This is a genomic window from Crystallibacter permensis (assembly GCF_025960875.1).
GTDB lineage: Bacteria > Actinomycetota > Actinomycetes > Actinomycetales > Micrococcaceae > Crystallibacter > Crystallibacter permensis.
Genome location: NZ_JAODLR010000011.1, coordinates 40408 through 59312 on the forward strand (window position 1 = coordinate 40408; position 18905 = coordinate 59312).

The window sequence follows — 18905 nt, forward strand, 5'->3', positions numbered from 1 at the left end:
CTTAGGCGATGGTCCCGGTGGCGACTAGAACCGCCGGGCCGCTGAGCTGCACATGTTCTTTGCCGTCAAGGCCGGGCAGGAAACTGACATGCACAGTGCCGCCGGGTACCTGCACCTGCCATTCGTTCGGTGCTCCTGAGCCGGCCCAGTGCCGGATGGCTACGGCCGAGGCACACGCCCCGGTTCCGCACGACTGTGTTTCGCCGACCCCGCGCTCGTGTACCCGCATGGTGATATGTCCGGCACCGTTGTGAACCAGCGGCTCGGCCGGAACAACAAATTCGACATTGGTGCCGTTGGCGGGCTGCGGATCAACTTCGGGTGATTCGTGCAGCTTTGTGGCTGCCAGCTCGTCAAGTTCAGCCAATGCAACCACGGTATGGGGATTTCCCATGCTGATGCTCAGCGCGGGCCGCGGTACCTCCAATCCCTCCGCATTGACCAGGGAATCCATGGCTTTGGCGGCGGCCTGGTCGGGAAAGATGAACTCCCAAGGCCCCATATCCACCGCATAGCCGTCATTGGAGCGCGTGATGACCTTGAGTCCGGCGCGCGTGCCGATGGTCAGGGACTGGCCCTCGCTCAATGTGACAAAGCCCTGCTCAATCAGGAAGTGCACAAACACGCGAACGCCGTTGCCGCACATTTCCGAGAAGGATCCGTCCCCGTTGCGGTAGTCCATGAACCATTCGGCCTCGGGCGCCATCATGAGCAGGTCGCGGCCCTCGGGCAGATGCTTGGAACGCACTGCGCGGATCAGGCCGTCACCGCCGATTCCTTGGTGTCGGTCGCAGAGGACTGCCACAGCTTCCGGCCCGATCTGCCGCGTTCCGTCGGGATCGGCGATCAGGACAAAGTCATTGCCGGTGCCGTGACCTTTCGAGAATGTGGTTCCGGAGAGAGAAGTCAGAATTGCTGCGCTGGAAGTATCGGTCACTGTCCAAGCTTAGCGACCTCGGCTGCCGCCTTGTCCACGAGGAACTCGTCCTTCCAATGAAGCCAATTGATGCGTGGGTCTGCACGGAACCAGGTCAGCTGGCGGCGGGCGAATTTGCGCGTGGCCACAACTGTTTCCTCAACCGCCCCTTCGATGGAGAGCTGTCCGTCAAGTACCCGCAGGAACTGTGAGTATCCTAACGCGCGCGCGGCCGTCTTCCCGTCCCGCAGCCCTTGGCCTTCCAGCCAACGAACCTCGTCCAACAGGCCCTCCTCGACCATTCGATGGACTCGCAGCGCCAGGCGTTCCTTGAGTTCCTCCCGCTCTACTTCCAGACCGATCTGTACAGCCGGTTGCCAGTAGCGGCGGTCAGGCATGTAGGAGCTAAACGGCCGGCCGGTCAACGCATGGACTTCAAGGGCACGCACCACCCGGCGCGCGTCCCCGAGACGGGCCGCCGAGATCGGGTCGACGGCAGCCAGCCGTTCCCGCATGGCCTGCAGGCCGTGCGCGTCCAGCTCTGCTTCGAGTTGGCCGCGGAGCCCGGGATCGGTTCCGGGGAAATCGATGACATCCAGGGCCGCCCTGATGTACAGCCCTGATCCGCCGACGAGAATGGCCCGCCGGCCCCTGTTGCTTATGTCGGCAATGGCCGCACGGGCCTGCTGCTGGAACGCCGAAACGCTGGCTTCCTGACGGACATCAAGAATGTCAAGCAGGTGGTGGGGTACTCCCCGGCGTTCGGCCTCGGGCATCTTCGCCGTGCCGATATCCATGCCGCGGTAGAACTGCATGGCATCGGCGTTGATGATTTCGGCATCAATCCGCTGCGCCAGCGCGACAGCCAGATCCGATTTGCCCGAGCCGGTAGGTCCGACGACCGCAATGACCGGCGGCACCGCCGCGGACCCGTTGCCCATTCCGTCGCCGGTTAGTTGCTGCGGACAGGCAGTACCGGCATCCCCAGGGATACGGCAGCCTTGGCTTCGCGGGCCGCCCCTGCCGACGGAACGCCACAGGACCCAGCTTGGGACCGGTCCCATGCATCTCCCGCGCGGGAGCGGCGTACCGAGTAATCGGCGGCGCTGTCCGGGTCGGCAACAAGATGGAACGGTGCAGCCTCCGTAATTGCCACTGTTACCAGATCTCCGGGACGCGGTGGCTCTGCGCCTGCCGGCACCGAGAAGTGGACCAGCCGCTGGTCGCAGGACCGGCCCGACAACCGATGGGTCTCGCTGGCTTTGCGGCCTTGATGAGCGGTGACCATGACTTCGACCCGGCGTCCTACCTGCTTGGCGTTCTCCTCCGCGGAAATCCTGTCCTGCAAGGCCGTGAGGCGCTCATAGCGTTCCTGGACAACGGATTTGGGAAGCTGGTCCGGCAGTTCCGCGGCCGGCGTCCCCGGACGCTTCGAGTATTGGAACGTAAATGCGGTTGCAAAGCGGGACTTCTCCACCACATCCAGCGTTGCCTGGAAGTCTTCCTCGGTTTCCCCGGGGAATCCGACGATGATGTCAGTTGAAATGGCCGCGTGCGGGATACGGTCCCGGACTTTGTCCAGGATGCCCAGGAACTTGGTTGACCGGTAGGAGCGGCGCATGTCCTTGAGCACCTTGTCCGAACCCGACTGCAGCGGCATGTGCAGCTGGGGCATGACATTGGGCGTTTCCGCCATCGCATCGATGACGTCGTCGGTAAACGCAGCCGGATGCGGACTCGTGAACCGCACCCGCTCGAGACCCTGGATATCCCCGCACGCGCGCAGCAGCTTAGCGAACGCACCCCGGTCACCGAATTCGACGCCGTACGAGTTCACGTTCTGCCCCAGCAGGGTAACTTCGATGGCGCCGTCGTCGACCAGTGCCTGGATTTCGGACAGGATGTCCCCTGGCCTGCGGTCCCGCTCTTTGCCTCGAAGGGACGGCACAATGCAAAACGTACAGGTGTTGTTGCAGCCTACCGAAATGGAGACCCAGCCCGAGTAGACCGCATCCCGCTTTGTCGGCAGTGTGGAGGGAAAGACGTCCAGAGATTCGAGGATCTCCAGCTGTGCCTCGTTATTGTGCCGCGCCCGTTCCAGCAGCGTCGGCAGCGAGCCCACGTTATGCGTGCCGAAGACCACGTCGACCCACGGAGCCTTCTTAAGGATCGTCTCCCGGTCCTTCTGCGCCAAACATCCGCCGACGGCTATCTGCATACCGGGGTTCTGTTCCTTAACGGGAGCCAACTGGCCGAGGTTTCCGTACAGCTTGTTGTCCGCGTTTTCGCGTACTGCACAAGTGTTGAAAACAACGACGTCGGCCTGGGCGCCTTGCGCTTCCACCAGACCCGCATTCTCCAACAGGCCGGACAGGCGTTCGGAGTCATGCACGTTCATTTGGCAGCCAAAGGTCCGTACCTGATATGTACGTTGGGTGCCTTCGGGCAGGATCGATTCGGGGGCAGGGATGGTCACGCTCACCTCTTAAGGGTAAGACCTGCGAAGCAGGTCGCCACAATCGGCACCCGAGGACCCAGGGCAAACACGTATTTGTCAGTCCCAGGCTTCCTGCGGGGCGTCGAGTTCCTCGTTCACCACGCGAAACGCCATCGAGGGCGGATAGCCCTTCCGGGCCAGCATGGCAACCAGGCGCCGTATGTGCTTGTCCCTGACGAGGCGGTCGCCCAGATTCCAGTCGGGCCGGATTTTCCGGCGGATCAGCTCCCTGGCACTTTCCAGTTCGTCCTCGGGCGTCAACTGGTTGAGCGCTTCTTCCGCTATCTCTCCATCGATGCCTTTGTCCGCCAACTCCCGCTTGAGCGCCCCACGAGCCAAAGCCCGCGTCTGCGACCGGCTGCGCACCCACATTCGGGCGAATTCAGCGTCATCGATGAGCTGAACCTCTTCGAACCTGTCCAGGACGGCAGCCGCGACATCGGCGGGAACATCGCGCTCGGCCAGCTTCTCCGCCAGTTGCTTCCTACTGCGGGGAGCCATCGTGAGCTGCCGCAGAACAATTGACCGCGCCACCTCATGCGGGTCCGCTTCGGAAGCCTGGTCCGCAGGGCTGCCGGGAGTTGGCCCTGCAGCCCTGCTTCTTTTGCCGGTCATGGCAGGCTAGAAGCCGTCGACGGCCTTGAGCTTGGGCTCTCCGCCTTCGCCCTCGTCCGGCACAACCCCGATGCCAAGCTTCTCCCTGATCCGGCGTTCGATCTCGTCAGCCAGGTCCGGGTTGTCCACCAGGAACCTACGCGCATTTTCTTTACCCTGACCCAGCTGGTCACCGTCGTAGGTGAACCAGGCACCGGACTTCTTGACCAGCGACTGCTCAACACCCATATCGATCAGGCCGCCCTCGCGGGAAATGCCGTGGCCGTACAGGATGTCGAATTCCGCCTGCTTGAAGGGCGGAGCCATCTTGTTCTTGACGATCTTGGCCCGGGTGCGGTTACCGACGGGGTTGGAGCCTTCCTTCAAGGTCTCGATCCGCCGAACATCGATGCGGACCGAGGCGTAGAACTTCAAGGCCTTACCACCGGTGGTCGTCTCCGGGCTGCCGAAGAAGACACCGATCTTTTCACGCAGCTGGTTGATGAAGATCGCCGTCGTCTTGCTCTGGTGAAGCCGGCCCGCGATCTTACGCAGGGCCTGGCTCATCAGCCGGGCTTGGAGCCCGACATGCGTGTCGCCCATTTCGCCTTCAATTTCGGCCCGCGGAACGAGCGCAGCAACCGAGTCAATGACGACGACGTCCAACGACCCGGAGCCAATGAGCATGTCCATGATTTCCAGCGCCTGCTCACCGGTATCCGGCTGAGACACGAGCAAAGCATCCGTATCCACCCCAAGCTTTTTGGCATACTCGGGATCCAGGGCATGTTCCGCGTCGATAAACGCGGCAATACCGCCCTTGCGCTGCGCATTGGCAACAGCATGCAACGCCAACGTGGTCTTACCGGAAGATTCCGGACCATAGATTTCCACCACGCGCCCGCGTGGCAGTCCGCCGATGCCCAAAGCTATATCCAGGGCAATGGAACTGGTGGAAATTGTTTCGATGGGCGCCCGGGTGTCATCGCCGAGGCGCATGATCGAGCCCTTGCCAAACTGCTTATCGATTTGTGCAAGCGCTGCTTCCAGAGCCTTCTCGCGGTCAGCTGGTGCGGCCATTCTTCACCTCGGTATCTTGGGGCCCGTCAGGACCATGTTCATTACTCACTCTGACCGTAGCTTTCCGCACTGACAGAATCTGATCAGGGATGTCGTTTGTGGATAATCCGCGCATACTGCGCAGATTCCAACCTCTGTGTAGGAGCTTATCCGCTCACAAGCACTGATTCGAACACATCTGCGAATTTTCTAGGCGTGTCGGTACTTAGCGGGACGGCTTAATATCCCGGCCCAGACGTCGCTCGGCCGGCACATCCTGCATCTCGCACACGGCCAGCCAGACCGACTTTGGCGGTATCCCCGCTTCGAGAGCGGCCATGGCAGTCCTTCCGCCGAGCCCCGTCAGGACGAGGTCCGCAGCGAGGACACGCGAATATCCCGGCCCGAACTCGTCATCCATCAGTCGCCAGAAGTCACTTATGCGCACATTTCCATCCTCTCACGGCAGCGCCTGCGACGGGAGTTCCACCGTCTCACTACAATGGCTTCATGACCCGACAGGATCCCGCACCGGACGAGACTGGTTTCGACGTGGCAATCGATGCCCTGGAGCAACAGCTCAGTCTCCTGTGGCGACGCGCCCGAGCCAACTCCCACCGTGTGGCACGTCAGGTGCACCCGGACATGGAGCCAGCAGCGTATGGGCTGCTGATGCTGCTGCAGCGGGAGGACTCGATGCGCCTGACCGAGCTGGCAGCCAGCATCGGGGTGGGTAAACCTTCCGTCAGCCGTCAGGTCGCACTCCTTGAGCAGCTGGGCTTGGTCCAGAAGGAAACGGATCCGCTGGACGCCCGTGCCCAGGCCATCACCCTGACCGAAGCCGGACGGGAGAAATTGCACTCCGCCCAGACCGCCAGAAAGGCAGCCTTCCATGACCGGCTCGAAGACTGGACTGTGGACGATCTAACGTCCCTTGCCCAGTTGCTTGACCGCCTCAACGAGTCCTATGCCCATGAACAGCCGGTGGCGCACGACCAGCCCTGAGAAAGGCTGCGCACGCCGCGTCGCGGACACTGAAACCGCGCAACAAAAAAGCGGCCCGGTTACCTGATCCCAGGTAACCGGCCCGCTTATTGGCTTGTTAGGACCGCGCGGATGCGAGCCCGCGGCTCAGGCCGTCCGGCAGTTCGTCCGGAATATCGGCGACAAATTCGCGGGAAAGTTCCTGCGGCACGGTATCCGGTATGACCACTCCTTCTGCATCTGCGACGCGATCACTGACTTCGCGGAGCATCAGGGAAAGCGGAACATCAAGAGCCGAGCAGATAGACGAGAGAAGCTCTGAAGATGCTTCCTTCTGGCCACGCTCCACTTCGCTCAGGTAACCGAGGGAAACACGGGCGCTGTGTGAAACTTCGCGCAGGGTGCGGCCCTGCCGCTGCCGGACGTCGCGCAAGACGTCACCGATCTCGTGGCGTAGCACTACCATTTTGCGCTCCTTCTGCTCCCGGTGGGATTCTTCCGTCAGACCCACATCACGCCAACGGACGACGCCGTTTACGGACACGGGTTGCTTGACCATCTGTATCGCCTTACTCCCTCAATGCATGGCGGCTGCTGCCGCTTGTCTCCAGCTTAGGCCAACTACCGTAACAGTTGCTGACACCTTTGATAACTACTGGGCTAATTATTTTGTTCCCGTGACATGAAAGATTCGGGATAGGTCACCTTTGACCACGCGCCGCTGTGGTCCGCTGGATAGCATCCAGCAACTGTTCCAATGCGGCTTCCTCCGCTTGGGCACGGATTTCCGCCCGCCCGCCGCTGAAGGTAAACCCCACCGCATCCGAACCGTCGGCACCGGCAGTTCCAATGAACACAGTGCCTACTGGCTTGCCCCCGTGCTGTTCCGGACCAGCCACACCGGTGGTCGAAACAGCAATGTCGGCGCCAAGGACCCGACGGGCTCCTTCAGCCATTTGCCTGGCCACATCGGCGTGGACCGACCCCTCTGCGGCCAGCAGGTCCTGATCAACCCCGAGCACGCCCGACTTCACCTCGTCCTGGTAAGACACGATGCCGCCCTGCAAGGCAGCCGACGCGCCGGGAACGGTGGCCAGTGCCGAAGAGACCATTCCGGCAGTCAGTGATTCGGCCGTGCCAATTGTCACGCCGTCCGCGACGGCGGCCAGAACAACCTGCTGCGCCAACGTATGCTCGTTCACTTTCCGGCCTCCCGTCGTGCCCCGGACCGTAGCCGGACAGCTTTGAGAACATAGTCGACGCCGGTCACCACTGTCACCAGCACCGCCACCAACATGACAATAAAGGCGATCCAGACTGCCCACTCCCCCAGCCAGGTTCCCAGCGGCAGCAGATACAGGAAGATGGCAAGGGTCTGGAGAACGGTCTTCAACTTGCCGCCTCGCGACGCCGGCATGACGCCATACTTGATCACCACGAACCGCAACAAAGTGATGCCGAGTTCGCGCACCAGGATGACCGCCGTGATCCACCAAGGCAATTCGCCGAGGACAGACAGGAGGATGAGGGCGGACCCGATCAGCAACTTGTCGGCAATCGGATCGGCAATCTTGCCGAAGTTGGTGATCAGGCCCCTGCTGCGGGCCAGATCGCCGTCCAGCTTGTCCGTGTAGATAGCAACGGCGAAAACGACGACGGCGATCCACCGGAACAGCCCGTGCTCGGCGTTGTCCGCGAGCAGAAGCCAGATGAAGACCGGCACCAGGAGGATGCGCACCGTCGTGAGGACGTTGGCAATGTTGAGCGTGGGCACCGGATGGGCTGGTGAATCAGTCACGACGCTAAGGTTACCCGTCTATCGGCCGGTCAGGCTCCAGGCATCTTCCGATCCCTGGTCGTCATCGTCGTCGTAATACTCCGCGGCCTGGGCCCTGGCGTCCAGGTCTGCCTGGACAAGATCCTCCGGCCCGTCCTGGTCGAAGTTGTGGTTGGCATTGGCGTTATCGGCGAGAGCCTCCGTCATCGGGTCCGCGCCCGGTGCGGCCGCTGCCGGCACATCGTCGCCCCGGATCGCAGCCAGCGTCACGGCGAGGTCGTCCGGCTTCACCAGCACGTCGCGGGCCTTCGAGCCTTCGGACGGGCCCACCACGCCGCGGGACTCGAGCAGGTCCATCAGTCGCCCGGCCTTGGCGAAACCGACCCGGAGCTTGCGCTGCAGCATGGAGGTGGAGCCGAACTGCGTGGTCACGACCAGTTCGGTGGCCTGCAGCAGCACATCCAGGTCGTCCCCGATGTCGTCGTCGATCTGCTTCTTGGGCGCCTCGACGGCCACATCCTCGCGGTACACCGCCTGCAGTTGGCCCTTGACGTGTTCGACAACCTTGTGGATCTCGGTCTCGCTGACCCAGGCGCCCTGGACGCGCATAGGCTTGTTGGCCCCCATCGGCAGGAAGAGCGCGTCGCCCTGGCCGATCAGCTTTTCGGCGCCCGGCTGGTCCAGCACCACGCGGGAGTCGGTGACCGACGACGTGGCAAACGCCATTCGGGAGGGCACGTTGGCCTTGATCAGGCCGGTAACGACGTCGACCGAAGGCCGCTGCGTGGCGAGCACCAGGTGGATGCCGGCTGCACGGGCCAGCTGGGTGATGCGGACAATGGAGTCTTCTACGTCACGCGGGGCGACCATCATCAGGTCGGCAAGCTCGTCCACGATCACCAGGAGGTACGGGTACGGCTTGACGATCCGTTTGGAGCCTTCCGGCGGGATGACCTTGCCGTTGCGCACGGCCTTGTTGAAGTCGTCGATATGTTTGTAGCCGAAATTGGCCAGGTCGTCGTAGCGGGTGTCCATCTCCCGGACCACCCACTGCAGCGCTTCCGCGGCTTTCTTCGGGTTCGTGATGATGGGCGTGATCAGGTGCGGGACGCCTTCGTATGCGGTCAGTTCCACGCGCTTCGGATCCACCATCACCATGCGGACCTCGTCCGGCGTCGAGCGCATCAGGATTGAGGTGACCATGGAGTTCACGAACGCGGATTTACCGGCACCGGTGGCGCCGGCCACGAGCAGGTGGGGCATTTTCGCCAGGTTGGCCACCACGTAGCCGCCTTCGACGTCCTTGCCCACGCCCATGACCATCGGATGATCCGTCTTGCGCGCGTTGTTGGACCGCAGCACGTCACCGAGAGACACCGTCTCGCGGTCCGTGTTCGGGATTTCGATGCCGATGGCGGACTTGCCGGGAATGGGGCTCAGGATCCGGACGTCCGAGCTGGCCACCGCGTAGGAGATGTTCTTGGACAACGCCGTCACACGCTCCACCTTGGTGCCCGGCGAGAGTGAGATTTCATACCGGGTGACGGTTGGGCCGCGGGAGAACCCCGTCACGTGGGCCTCCACCTTGAACTGGTCCAACGTATGGGTCAGCGCGGCAACGACGGCGTCATTGGCTTCCGAGCGCTCCTTCGACGGGGGGCCCGCAGGCAGGTAGTCCGAGGGCGGCAGCGTGTACGCCACATCGCCAGAGAGCTGAAGCTGCTCGGTCCGTTGCGGAATGGGCGTCGCCGGCGGCTGTGGCTGGACCGGGTTGGCCGGTACCGCCGCGACGCTCCCGGTCGAGGCAGGGGGCACAACAGGGATGGCCTCGGTGGCACCCTCCGGCAGGAGGCCCTGGTCGCGCTTGAGCTTCTCGGCGGCCAGCTCGGACTGAGTCGGACGGCGCACGCCCGGCGGCACCTTCGGGGCGGCCTGTCCGGGGGCTCCGGCACTCGAAGCGTCTTCGTCTTCAATGACGGGTGTCTCGAAGGCTTCGTCGCCGTAGTAGCCGTCGTCGTGCTCTTCCTCTTCGGACTCATGCTTGTCGCGGCCGAACCTGCGCTTCCGGGGCTTCTTCGCCTTCGGCTCGCTCCGGTCCGATTCATAGAGGTAGCTCTGGTCATGGCCGTTGGCCGTGACCTCGTTGAGATCCTGGCCCATGAGGCCTTCGTAAAGGGCGCGGAGCCGGGCCGGAATATGCCGGAACGGCGTGGCGGTAACGATGAGCAGGCTGACGAAGGCCAGCAGCGAGTAGACGGCAACCGCGAGCCACATGTTGATGGTTGCCAGCGGCGAAGAGATGAGGAAACCGACCATGCCGCCGGCGGCCCACAATGCATCCAGCCCGTCCGCCAAACCAGGCTCGCCGCCGATGACGTGTGCCAGGGCTGTTCCGGACAGCGTCATCAGAGTCAGCCCGATGGCGATCCGGTTGTTTCCGCGGGCATCCTCCGGGGAGCGCATCAGGCGCACGGTGAAGATCAGCAGGAAAACGGGCAGCAGCAATGCCATCCAGCCGAACGTCCCGCCGGCCACAGCATGCACGGCGTCGGCGAATCCGCCGGTGAGCGCCCACCATTCGACCGCTGCGATGACCACGGCCAGCAGGAGCATGAAGAAACCAGTGCCGTCGCGACGGAGGTCTTTGTCCGGATGGACATCCGGACCGAGTTTGCGGATGCCCGCCGCGACGATGTGCGCGGTACCCATCCAAGCGCCGCGGACCATCCTCAGCGGCAGCGGAAGGTGGTCCTCCGACTGCACACTGAGGGCCTTGGTTTTGGCCGCGCCGCGTCCCGCAGTAGAGCGCGAAGCACTGCCTGAGTTCCTACCGCGCGACTGCTGAGTGCCTTTTTTGGCAGGAGAAGTACGAGTCGCCATATCGGATACGTTACCCGCAAAGACCCGGCAACTGGGGGATTTGCCACCGAGCACGAGCAGGTGTCAGCCGAATCACGGGCGCGGCGGCCGCACCAACTGCCGCACCGGCGACAGGCCGCCGGAGCGCAACAGAGAGCAGATCAGGCTTCGAGCACGACCGGGACGATCATGGGCCGGCGGCGGTGCCGCTTATTGACCCAGGTACCCACGACCCTGCGGACCACTTGCTGGAGTTGGTAGGTGGTGTGCTCCTTGGTGCCCACCACTGCTTCCTCGAGGGCGGCAGTGATCTGGGGCTTGATGTTGTCAAAGACCGCGTCGTCCTCGGCGAAACCACGCGCATGGATTTCCGGGCCGGAGACAATCTTGCCGGTGCTGCGGTTGACTACTGTGATGACCGAAATGAAGCCTTCTTCGCCCAGGATCCGGCGGTCCTTCAGGTCCGAGTCCGTTATTTCGCCGATGCTGGAGCCGTCCACGTAGACGAAGCCGCATTCGACCTGGCCCACGATGCGCGCCTTGCCGTCGACGAGGTCGACTACGCTGCCATCATCGGCCAGCAGGACATTTTCGTCGGCCACGCCGGTCTGGCGCGCCAGGTTTCCGTTGGCAATCAGGTGGCGCGTCTCGCCGTGGACCGGCATCGCGTTCTTGGGCTTAAGGATGTTGTAGCAATACAGCAGTTCGCCGGCAGCGGCATGGCCGGAGACATGGACCTTGGCCGTACCCTTGTGGATGACCTCGGCCCCCAGCTTGAGCAGGCCGTTGATGATCCGGAAGACCGCGTTCTCGTTGCCCGGGATTAACGACGACGCGAGGATCACGGTGTCGCCCTTGCCAACCTGGATCCGGTGGTCCCCGTTGGCCATCCGCGAGAGGGCAGCCATTGGCTCCCCTTGCGAGCCGGTGGACATGAGCACGATCCGGTCATCCGGGAAGTCTTCGACGTTTTTCAAATCGACAATGATGCCCGGGGGGACGTTCAGGTAGCCCAGCTTCTCGGCGATGGCCATATTGCGCACCATGGAGCGGCCGACGAATGCTACGTGGCGGCCGTGGGCGGCGGCGGCGTCGAGCACCTGCTGGACGCGGTGGATGTGCGAAGAGAACGACGCGACGATGATCCGCTTCTGGACCTGCCCGAAGAGCCGTTCCAGCACCGGGCCGATTTCCTTTTCCGCGGTAGTGAAACCGGGGACGTCGGCGTTGGTCGAATCCGACATGAACAGGTCCACGCCTTCTTCGCCGAGCCGGGCGAAGGCACGCAGGTCCGTCAGGCGCCCGTCCAGCGGCAACTGGTCCATCTTGAAGTCGCCGGTGTGCAGGACATTGCCCGCGGCCGTGCGGATGAAGACGGCCAAAGCGTCCGGAATGGAGTGGTTGACGGCGACGAATTCGCACTCGAATGGCCCGAACTGCTCGATCTGGCCTTCGGAAACAGTCAGCGTGTACGGCTTGATGCGGTGCTCGGTCAGCTTGGCCTCGACCAACGCCAGAGTCAGACGGGAACCGATCAGCGGTATGTCCTGGCGCATGCGCAATAGGTACGGGACCGCGCCGATATGATCCTCATGCCCATGGGTCAGGACCACACCAACGATGTCGTCCAGGCGGTCCTCGATGTAGGAGAAGTCCGGCAGGATCAGATCCACACCCGGCTGGTGTTCCTCGGGGAAGAGGACACCGCAATCCACAATCAGCAGCTTCGAGTTGATCTCGAACACTGCCATGTTCCGGCCGATCTCGCCCAGGCCGCCCAGCGGCACCACCCGCAGGGTACCGTCGGCGAGTTTTGGCGGGGTGCGCAGCTCTGTAATTGTGGACTCGCTCATACTTTAGATCAAACCTCCAGGTTCCAGCCGGCCTCTTCGAGGTCTGCGCGGATCATTGCGATCTCGGCGTCGGACGGCTCGACCAAAGGCAAGCGGACCACCGAGTTGGGCAGAACGGACTGCCACTTAAGAATGAGTTTGGACGCGACCGCCCCTTGGATATGGGTCATCACCGCCCGCTGGACCGGGTCCAGCTCGAAGTGCAGCCGGCGGGCCATAGCCAGATCACCGGCATGCATGGCATCGACCAGTGCGCGGTATTGCGCCGTCGCAACATGGGCGCTGACCGACACGAGGCCGACGGCTCCCGCTGCCATCAGCGGCAGGGTGAGCGAGTCATCGCCGGCGTACACGTCCAGATCGGTGTTTGCCAGGACGCGGGTGGTCTCCTGGTAGTCCGCCTTGGCATCCTTCAGCGCGACGATGCGCGGGTGTTCGGCCAGCCGGTACAGGGTCTCGGTCTCGATCGGGATGCCGGCGCGGCCGGGGATGTCGTAGACCATGACGGGCAGATCGACGGCGTCCGCGATCGCTTCGATGTGTGCCTGGACACCGGCCTGGCTCGGCTTGTTGTAGTACGGCGTAGTGACAAGGAGTCCGTCCACGCCCAGTTTCGCTGCCTCCTGGGACAGACGGATGGAGTGCCGCGTGTCGTTGGTGGTGGAGCCGGCGATGACCTTTGCCCGTCCGCCGACGGCGTCGACCACTGCGCGGAACATGCCGAGGTTTTCCTCATCCAGCAGGGTGGAGGTCTCCCCCGTGGTCCCCGTGACCACCAGTCCGTCGCAGCCGTCCTCGACGAGCTTCAGGGCCAGCTTTCCAGCGACCTCATAATCCACGTCCCCCTTTTCGTTGAAGGGGGTAACCATGGCAGTCACCAAAGTTCCGAAGGTGTACTCACGGGAAGAAGACTCAGACATAGACAAAACGTTACCGCGTGGACCTCGGTTTGCCGCAACGGCCCTCAGGAGTTTCGTATCACGGGCCCTTTCCGCCTCGAGGCGCTGCGATTGTTACGCCGCGGGCTCCAATAAAGGGGGCTGTGAGAATATCGGAATATGGCATCCACACACAGCGGTTCCGCCGGGCAGCGGCTGGCCGGAATCGACGCTGCCCGGGGCCTGGCCCTGCTCGGCATGATGGCCACCCATATCTTTCCGCTGTGGACCGCCGGCGCCAACCCCGAGCCCAGTTTCAGCGGCTTGGTGCTCTCCGGCCGGTCCTCGGCCCTCTTCGCGGTCCTGGCCGGCGTCGGGCTTGGCCTGTTGACCGGCGGCCGCCGCCCCCACAGCGGCCGGTCGCTGCTGGCCGACCGGTCCGGAATTGCGGTGCGGGCGGCCATTATCGCCGTCGTTGGTCTGATGCTTGGCACGCTGAACGTCAGCATTGCCGTCATTCTTGTGCACTATGCGGTGCTGTTCCTCTGCGCCCTGCCGTTCCTGCAACTGCGTCTGCCCGTGCTGGCAGCGTGGGCCGGCGGCTGGCTGGTGCTCTCCCCCGTGGCTGCCTATCTGCTGCGACCATGGCTGGAAAACACGCTCGGCCTGGGCAGCCTGGGGCACAATCCCATGATTCTCGACGTGTTTATCCCGTCCACGTTCCTGGCCGACATCTTCGTCACCGGCTACTACCCCGTGCTGCAGTGGCTTGGCTACATCCTGGTTGGACTTGTCATCGGCAGGCTGGATATCCGCCGCGCAGTGGTCCAGCTGTGGCTGCTTTCGGGCGGCCTGGCGGCGGCGGCGCTGGCCAAGGCCGGCTCGTGGCTCATCATGGACGGCCTGGGCGGCTACCGCCAGCTCGCCTCCACCGAAGCGGCAGAGCGTGCGGATTTCGCCCTGATCTACCAGGTGAACCTCAGTTGGGTGGACACGGACGATTCCTGGTGGTGGCTGGGGATTTCCGGCCCGCATTCCGGCACAACCTTCGATCTGCTGCATACCTCCGGTACGGCGGCGATGGTGCTTGCCATCTGCCTGCTGCTGACCACGAAGAAGCCGAATCTGCTGCTGCCGCTCTCGGGCGCCGGTGCCATGACGCTGACCCTGTACACGGTGCATGTCTGGGTGATGAGCTTGATCCCGAAGAACGCCGTCTGGCCCGGGGACAACGAGATTTACTGGGTGCAGGTTATCGTGGCCCTGTCCGTGGGCACCACTCTGCGTGTGCTGGACCGGCGGGGGCCTTTCGAATACATGACTTCCGCCACCTCGCGGGCAACCCGCGATGCCATCCGCGGCGGCCACCGCCAATTCAGCTGACGCCCGCCACTTCGGTTACGCATCAAAAGTACGACGGCGGGACACCCGCCTGCCGCTGTCGGCGGCGGATTCAGCCGCGGCTGAGCTCGATGGCCTTGCGCATGGACTCGCGGGCGCGCTTGCGGTCGCGGGCGGCATCGTAGGCGCAGGAGAGCCGGAACCAGCTGCGCCAGTCCTCGGGCGCGGCCTCGGCCTCCACCTTGTACATTTCGAACTCGGCATCCGCTGCCTCGCGGACAATGCGTCCGCCCGGGGTGCGCGGCAGATTGTCCACCGGCAGCCCGCCTTCAGCCTCAAGAATCTTGGCCAGTTTCGACATCCTTGAGCCGAAGAGGATTTCGCGGATCAGTGCCCATGCGCCAATCACCGGGAGCACCAGCAGGGCGGCGCCGAGGGCGATCGCCACCGGCTGCGGGTCCTGCAGGAGCAGCCAGGCGCGGTGCACGGTCAGCGCCATGTACGCGAGCAGCAGGAAGATGATGGCCGAGACCCAGATCTTCTCGCCGTGGCGCGAATACCAGGAAGCGGAGCCGGTTCCCGGGGTTGCGGAGTCAGTCATTGAGGTCAAGGTATCCGTCCAGGCCATAGGTCAATCCCGGGTGGGCTGCCACGGCGCGCACGCCCAGCAGGACTCCGGGCATAAAGGAGGCACGGTCAAACGAGTCGTGCCGGATGGTCAGCTGTTCCCCGGGGCCGCCGAGCAGCACTTCCTGGTGCGCCACCAGGCCGCGCAGCCGCACGCTGTGCACCCGGACCCCGTCCACGTCCGCGCCGCGGGCGCCGTCGAGGGACTTGGTGGTGGCGTCGGGGCTGGCGGAAACGCCGGCCTCTTCGCGCGATGCGGCGACGAGCTGTGCCGTGCGTACCGCGGTGCCGGAGGGCGCATCGACCTTGTCGGGGTGGTGCAGTTCGATGATCTCCACCGATTCGAAGTACTTGGCAGCCTTGGCGGCGAATGCAGACGCCAGCACCGAGCCCAGCGCGAAGTTGGGCGCGATCAGCACGCCGGTTCCCGGGTGCCCTCCAAGCAGTGCGGCCAGGTCGCGGCGCTTCTGCTCGTCCCAGCCTGTGGTTCCGACGACGGCGTGCATGCCGTGTTCGACGGCGAAACGGACGTTGGCTTCGGTGCTGTCCGGCGTGGTCAGATCCACGACCACCTGTGCGCCGGTGCCGGTCAGCGAATCCAGGCTGTCCCCGCGTCCCAGTGCCGCGACAAGTTTGAGGTCTTCGGCGGCGTCAACGGCCTTGACCGCCTCCGCGCCCATTCGTCCGCCGGCACCGAGCACGGCCACCGCAAGTTGTTCAGTCATGGTTTCCAGCGTATCGCTACTGGCCGATGCCTACCCATTCGGTACGTCCGTCCGCGAAATGCTGTTCCTTCCAGACCGGCACCCGTTCCTTGACGGTGTCCACCAGTTCCGACGCCGCGGCGAACGCTTCGGCACGGTGGGCGGAGGCGACGGCGGCCACCAGCGCCGGATCCCCGATCTGCAGCGATCCGATCCGGTGCGCAACCCAGATGCGCACGCCGTCGTACTTCGCGGCAATGTCGGCGGCGACCTCGGTAATCACCCGGCCGGCGCTGGGATGTGCGGAGTAGCCCAGCGCGGACACCGCTTCCCCGCCGTCGTGGTTGCGGACTACGCCGCTGAAAGTCACGACGGCGCCGCACTCGGGCGACTCCGCTGCGGCCATCGCCTGTGCAACGTCCAAGGGGGAATCGGCGACCCCTGCGTACAGCACTTCGCTAGTGCCCATGATGCCCTCCGGTTTTGTGGCTTGTGGTGTGGGTGGAGCTCTCCTCCGCGGCGGCCTGATGTCCGGGTCCTTCGTGTCCGGCTGCTTCGTGTCCGGCGTCGCGGCGGCCTTCCAGTTGGGTGCAGATGTGCTCGATCAGCGGCTGCAGCACTGCGAGCCCGTCGCGGACGCCTCCCGGCGAGCCCGGAAGATTGATGATGAAGGTTCCGCCTCCCACTCCGGCCACCCCGCGGCTCAGCGCTGCCAGCGGCGTGTGGGGCCGGCCGGCCGCGCGGATGGCTTCCATGATCCCGGGCACTTCCTTGTCCAGGAGCGCAGCGGTGATCTCCGGGGTCCGGTCGTCACGGGTCAGGCCGGTGCCGCCGCTGGTGATGAGGACCCGGACGCCCTCGGCGAGCAGGTCAGCCAGCGCCGCTTTGACCTCGGGCCCGTCCGGAACCACGCGAACGGGCAGCGGTTCGAAGCCTTCGGCGGCCAGCCACTCGGTGATGATCGGCCCGCTGCGGTCCGCGTACGTCCCGGCTGCCGCGCGGGTGGAGGCGACAACGACGCCGGCAGTACGCCGCGGGGCGGCGCCTCCTGCGATCGGGGCGGCGCCTCCGTTGGTGCTAGCGGTGCTGGCGGTGCCGTTGCTGTTGCTGGACTCGGTGCTCACAGCGTCCAGTCCCCGCTCTTGCCGCCGGATTTGGCCAGCACCTTGATGTCGCTGATAACGGCGTGCTTGTCCACGGCCTTGATCATGTCGTACAGGCTCAGCGCCGCGATCGAGGCCGCGGTGAGTGCTTCCATCTCGACGCCGGTAACTCCGCGGGTTCGCACGGTGGCCTCGATCCGCACCTCGCTGGTGCCCGGAAAGAAGTCCACGGTGACCTTGCTGATGGGCAGTGGATGGCACAGCGGAATCAGCGACGGCGTTTGCTTGGCGGCCATGATGCCGGCCACGCGGCTGACTGCCAGGGCGTCGCCTTTGGGCAGGTCACCGGCGACCAGCAGGGAGACAACGTCCGCCCGCGTAGTCAGCACTGCCTGCGCGGTGGCTTCACGGGTGGTTTCGGCCTTGGCGCTGACGTCCACCATGTGCGCCGTGCCGTCCTCGCGGACATGGGTCAACCGGTCTTGCTCGCTCATAACAGCCATACTTCCACGTTCCGCCCGGCCGGGACCTCCGTTACGCCGACGGGAAAATGCACCAGCACGTTGGACGCTGCCAGCGCGTGCAGCAGATGCGAACCGGGACCGCCGATCAAGGTGACGGAGCCGCCGTCGTAATGGCCGCGCCGGATCTGGTGCTTGGCCGCCGGCGACTGGGCAGCCTCGGCCAGCGGCACCTGCAGGACGGTGCGCGGCTCCGGGTCGCCCAGCACCTCGCTGAGCGCCGGACGGAGGAAAGTCTCGAAGGACACCAGCGAACTGACCGGGTTGCCCGGAAAACCCAGGTAAGCCACGCCGCCCACGGTACCGATGGCCTGGGGTCCGCCGGGCTGCATCGCCACGGGGCCGAACTCCACGTGGTCGCGGGCGAGGGCCTGCTTGACCACCTCGAAGGCGCCCTTGCTGATGCCGCCGGAGGTCAGCAGCAAATCCGGCTGGTGGCGCTCGAGGTCCTCGTGCAGCCGGGCGAGGAAGTCCTCCGGGGAATCGGCCAGGATCCGGCTGCCGGCCACGTCCGCGCCCGCCTCGGCGAGCCCGGCCGCCAGCAAGGTGGTGTTGGCATCGAAAATCTGCCCGGGACCCAGTGTGCCGCCGGGTGCGATGACTTCGTCGCCGGTGCTCAGCAGCAGCACGCGCAGCCGCGGCCGCACCGCAACCTCCGCGACGCCGAGCGCCGCCAGCAGTCCCAGCTGGGCCGGCTTGAGCCGCGTGCCGGCGGCGAGGGCAAGGGTACCGGCGGCAATGTCGCTGCCCTCGGCGCGGACGAATTGGCCGGCCGGAACGCTGGCCGGCAGCCTCACCGTCAGCCCCGGGGCGGGCGGGCGGAAACCATCCGGATCCGCCTGCTCAATGGGGACGACGGCGTCCGCTCCGGCTGGCAGCATGGCTCCGGTCATGATCGGGGCCGCGAAGCCTGCGGCCAGCACCGGCGCGGGGTAACCCGCGGCAATTGTTTCGGCCACCGCAAACTCCGGCCGGCCGGCGGCTGCCGCGCTGTCCACCGCGTAGCCGTCCATCTGCGAGTTGGCGAAGGGCGGCAGGCTCACCGGGGCGGTGATGTCCCGGGCCAGGATCCGGTTGCGCGCCTGGAGCAGCCCGACCGTGTCATCCTGCCGGCCGTTGCGTTGCACGGCGGCGCGGACCAGTTCGGTGACCGCCTTGCGGTGCTCGGCTACTGTAGCGGCCACGCGCAACT

At 64.7% G+C, this 18905-nt stretch carries 20 protein-coding genes; 2 read left to right on the forward strand and 18 right to left on the reverse strand.

Annotation, left to right across the window (positions count from 1 at the left end; translation table 11 throughout):
- Position 1: 1 nt before the first annotated feature.
- The 6 genes from dapF to B0G38_RS13580 form a co-directional block, all read right to left on the reverse strand.
- Positions 2-937, reverse strand: coding sequence for a diaminopimelate epimerase (gene dapF, locus B0G38_RS13555; protein ID WP_264669897.1), 936 nt, complete (start codon positions 935-937; stop codon positions 2-4).
- Positions 934-1857: a tRNA (adenosine(37)-N6)-dimethylallyltransferase MiaA gene (gene miaA, locus B0G38_RS13560; protein ID WP_264669898.1), complete on the reverse strand. Its 924-nt coding sequence runs from the start codon at positions 1855-1857 to the stop codon at positions 934-936. Before miaA ends, dapF begins: the two co-directional genes overlap by 4 nt.
- 11 nt (positions 1858-1868) lie before the next feature.
- Positions 1869-3398, reverse strand: a complete 1530-nt coding sequence (miaB, locus tag B0G38_RS13565; protein ID WP_264669899.1) for a tRNA (N6-isopentenyl adenosine(37)-C2)-methylthiotransferase MiaB — start codon at positions 3396-3398, stop codon at positions 1869-1871.
- A gap of 72 nt (positions 3399-3470) precedes the next feature.
- Positions 3471-4028: a regulatory protein RecX gene (locus B0G38_RS13570; RefSeq protein ID WP_264669900.1), complete on the reverse strand. Its 558-nt coding sequence runs from the start codon at positions 4026-4028 to the stop codon at positions 3471-3473.
- A 6-nt stretch (positions 4029-4034) separates the two neighbouring features.
- Complete coding sequence (recA, locus tag B0G38_RS13575) at positions 4035-5087, reverse strand: recombinase RecA (RefSeq protein WP_264669901.1); 1053 nt, start codon at positions 5085-5087, stop codon at positions 4035-4037.
- 205 nt (positions 5088-5292) lie between these two features.
- Positions 5293-5514 (reverse strand): DUF3046 domain-containing protein, encoded by a 222-nt coding sequence (locus B0G38_RS13580; RefSeq protein WP_169996359.1) that lies wholly within the window; start codon positions 5512-5514, stop codon positions 5293-5295.
- Between the two features lie 62 nt (positions 5515-5576).
- Between B0G38_RS13580 and B0G38_RS13585 the strand changes: the two genes are divergently transcribed.
- Positions 5577-6071, forward strand: a complete 495-nt coding sequence (locus tag B0G38_RS13585) for a MarR family winged helix-turn-helix transcriptional regulator (protein ID WP_264669902.1) — start codon at positions 5577-5579, stop codon at positions 6069-6071.
- 97 nt (positions 6072-6168) lie between these two features.
- On the opposite strand, the gene B0G38_RS13590 is transcribed toward B0G38_RS13585, so the two are convergent.
- From B0G38_RS13590 to dapA, 6 genes are all read right to left on the reverse strand, one after another.
- Positions 6169-6609 (reverse strand): helix-turn-helix domain-containing protein, encoded by a 441-nt coding sequence (locus B0G38_RS13590; protein ID WP_074702696.1) that lies wholly within the window; start codon positions 6607-6609, stop codon positions 6169-6171.
- 142 nt (positions 6610-6751) lie between these two features.
- On the reverse strand, positions 6752-7252 hold the full coding sequence (locus B0G38_RS13595; RefSeq protein WP_264669903.1) for a CinA family protein: 501 nt from the start codon (positions 7250-7252) through the stop codon (positions 6752-6754).
- The gene (gene pgsA, locus B0G38_RS13600) at positions 7249-7848 is read right to left on the reverse strand and encodes a CDP-diacylglycerol--glycerol-3-phosphate 3-phosphatidyltransferase (RefSeq protein ID WP_264669904.1); all 600 of its coding nucleotides are present in this window, start codon (positions 7846-7848) and stop codon (positions 7249-7251) included. The genes B0G38_RS13595 and pgsA overlap by 4 nt, the downstream gene beginning before the upstream one ends.
- A gap of 18 nt (positions 7849-7866) precedes the next feature.
- Positions 7867-10707 carry an FtsK/SpoIIIE family DNA translocase gene (locus tag B0G38_RS13605; protein WP_264669905.1) on the reverse strand — a complete coding sequence of 947 codons (2841 nt, stop codon included), beginning with the start codon at positions 10705-10707 and terminating at the stop codon, positions 7867-7869.
- Between the two features lie 140 nt (positions 10708-10847).
- Positions 10848-12539 (reverse strand): ribonuclease J, encoded by a 1692-nt coding sequence (locus B0G38_RS13610; protein WP_264669906.1) that lies wholly within the window; start codon positions 12537-12539, stop codon positions 10848-10850.
- An 8-nt stretch (positions 12540-12547) separates the two neighbouring features.
- The gene (gene dapA, locus B0G38_RS13615) at positions 12548-13459 is read right to left on the reverse strand and encodes a 4-hydroxy-tetrahydrodipicolinate synthase (RefSeq protein ID WP_264669907.1); all 912 of its coding nucleotides are present in this window, start codon (positions 13457-13459) and stop codon (positions 12548-12550) included.
- Between the two features lie 138 nt (positions 13460-13597).
- Here dapA and B0G38_RS13620 point away from each other — a divergent pair, with 138 nt between their 5' ends.
- A complete protein-coding gene (locus B0G38_RS13620; protein WP_264669908.1) occupies positions 13598-14800 on the forward strand; it encodes a DUF1624 domain-containing protein in 1203 nt (400 codons plus the stop codon).
- A gap of 70 nt (positions 14801-14870) precedes the next feature.
- Here B0G38_RS13620 and B0G38_RS13625 read toward each other — a convergent pair whose 3' ends face one another.
- The 6 genes from B0G38_RS13625 to B0G38_RS13650 are packed head-to-tail and all read right to left on the reverse strand — an operon-like array spanning position 14871 to position 18897.
- The gene (locus B0G38_RS13625; protein WP_264669909.1) at positions 14871-15359 is read right to left on the reverse strand and encodes a tetratricopeptide repeat protein; all 489 of its coding nucleotides are present in this window, start codon (positions 15357-15359) and stop codon (positions 14871-14873) included.
- The gene (gene dapB, locus B0G38_RS13630) at positions 15352-16110 is read right to left on the reverse strand and encodes a 4-hydroxy-tetrahydrodipicolinate reductase (protein ID WP_264669910.1); all 759 of its coding nucleotides are present in this window, start codon (positions 16108-16110) and stop codon (positions 15352-15354) included. Before dapB ends, B0G38_RS13625 begins: the two co-directional genes overlap by 8 nt.
- Before the next feature lie 16 nt (positions 16111-16126).
- A complete protein-coding gene (locus B0G38_RS13635; RefSeq protein WP_264669911.1) occupies positions 16127-16558 on the reverse strand; it encodes a molybdenum cofactor biosynthesis protein MoaE in 432 nt (143 codons plus the stop codon).
- Positions 16548-17213 carry a MogA/MoaB family molybdenum cofactor biosynthesis protein gene (locus tag B0G38_RS13640; protein WP_413542068.1) on the reverse strand — a complete coding sequence of 222 codons (666 nt, stop codon included), beginning with the start codon at positions 17211-17213 and terminating at the stop codon, positions 16548-16550. The genes B0G38_RS13635 and B0G38_RS13640 overlap by 11 nt, the downstream gene beginning before the upstream one ends.
- Complete coding sequence (gene moaC / locus B0G38_RS13645; RefSeq protein ID WP_264669912.1) at positions 17210-17695, reverse strand: cyclic pyranopterin monophosphate synthase MoaC; 486 nt, start codon at positions 17693-17695, stop codon at positions 17210-17212. Before moaC ends, B0G38_RS13640 begins: the two co-directional genes overlap by 4 nt.
- Positions 17683-18897: a molybdopterin molybdotransferase MoeA gene (locus B0G38_RS13650; RefSeq protein WP_264669913.1), complete on the reverse strand. Its 1215-nt coding sequence runs from the start codon at positions 18895-18897 to the stop codon at positions 17683-17685. Before B0G38_RS13650 ends, moaC begins: the two co-directional genes overlap by 13 nt.
- Positions 18898-18905: the final 8 nt, after the last annotated feature.

Excerpts from the sequence above, each read along its gene's own strand:
- miaA (WP_264669898.1), bottom strand. The coding sequence starts at position 1,857 with ATGGGCAACGGGTCCGCGGCGGTGCCGCCGGTCATTGCGGTCGTCGGA.
- B0G38_RS13570 (WP_264669900.1), bottom strand. The coding sequence starts at position 4,028 with ATGACCGGCAAAAGAAGCAGGGCTGCAGGGCCAACTCCCGGCAGCCCT.
- recA (WP_264669901.1), bottom strand. The coding sequence starts at position 5,087 with ATGGCCGCACCAGCTGACCGCGAGAAGGCTCTGGAAGCAGCGCTTGCA.
- B0G38_RS13585 (WP_264669902.1), top strand. The coding sequence starts at position 5,577 with ATGACCCGACAGGATCCCGCACCGGACGAGACTGGTTTCGACGTGGCA.
- B0G38_RS13590 (WP_074702696.1), bottom strand. The coding sequence starts at position 6,609 with ATGGTCAAGCAACCCGTGTCCGTAAACGGCGTCGTCCGTTGGCGTGAT.
- B0G38_RS13605 (WP_264669905.1), bottom strand. The coding sequence starts at position 10,707 with ATGGCGACTCGTACTTCTCCTGCCAAAAAAGGCACTCAGCAGTCGCGC.
- B0G38_RS13610 (WP_264669906.1), bottom strand. The coding sequence starts at position 12,539 with ATGAGCGAGTCCACAATTACAGAGCTGCGCACCCCGCCAAAACTCGCC.
- dapA (WP_264669907.1), bottom strand. The coding sequence starts at position 13,459 with ATGTCTGAGTCTTCTTCCCGTGAGTACACCTTCGGAACTTTGGTGACT.
- B0G38_RS13620 (WP_264669908.1), top strand. The coding sequence starts at position 13,598 with ATGGCATCCACACACAGCGGTTCCGCCGGGCAGCGGCTGGCCGGAATC.
- B0G38_RS13625 (WP_264669909.1), bottom strand. The coding sequence starts at position 15,359 with ATGACTGACTCCGCAACCCCGGGAACCGGCTCCGCTTCCTGGTATTCG.
- dapB (WP_264669910.1), bottom strand. The coding sequence starts at position 16,110 with ATGACTGAACAACTTGCGGTGGCCGTGCTCGGTGCCGGCGGACGAATG.
- B0G38_RS13635 (WP_264669911.1), bottom strand. The coding sequence starts at position 16,558 with ATGGGCACTAGCGAAGTGCTGTACGCAGGGGTCGCCGATTCCCCCTTG.
- moaC (WP_264669912.1), bottom strand. The coding sequence starts at position 17,695 with ATGGCTGTTATGAGCGAGCAAGACCGGTTGACCCATGTCCGCGAGGAC.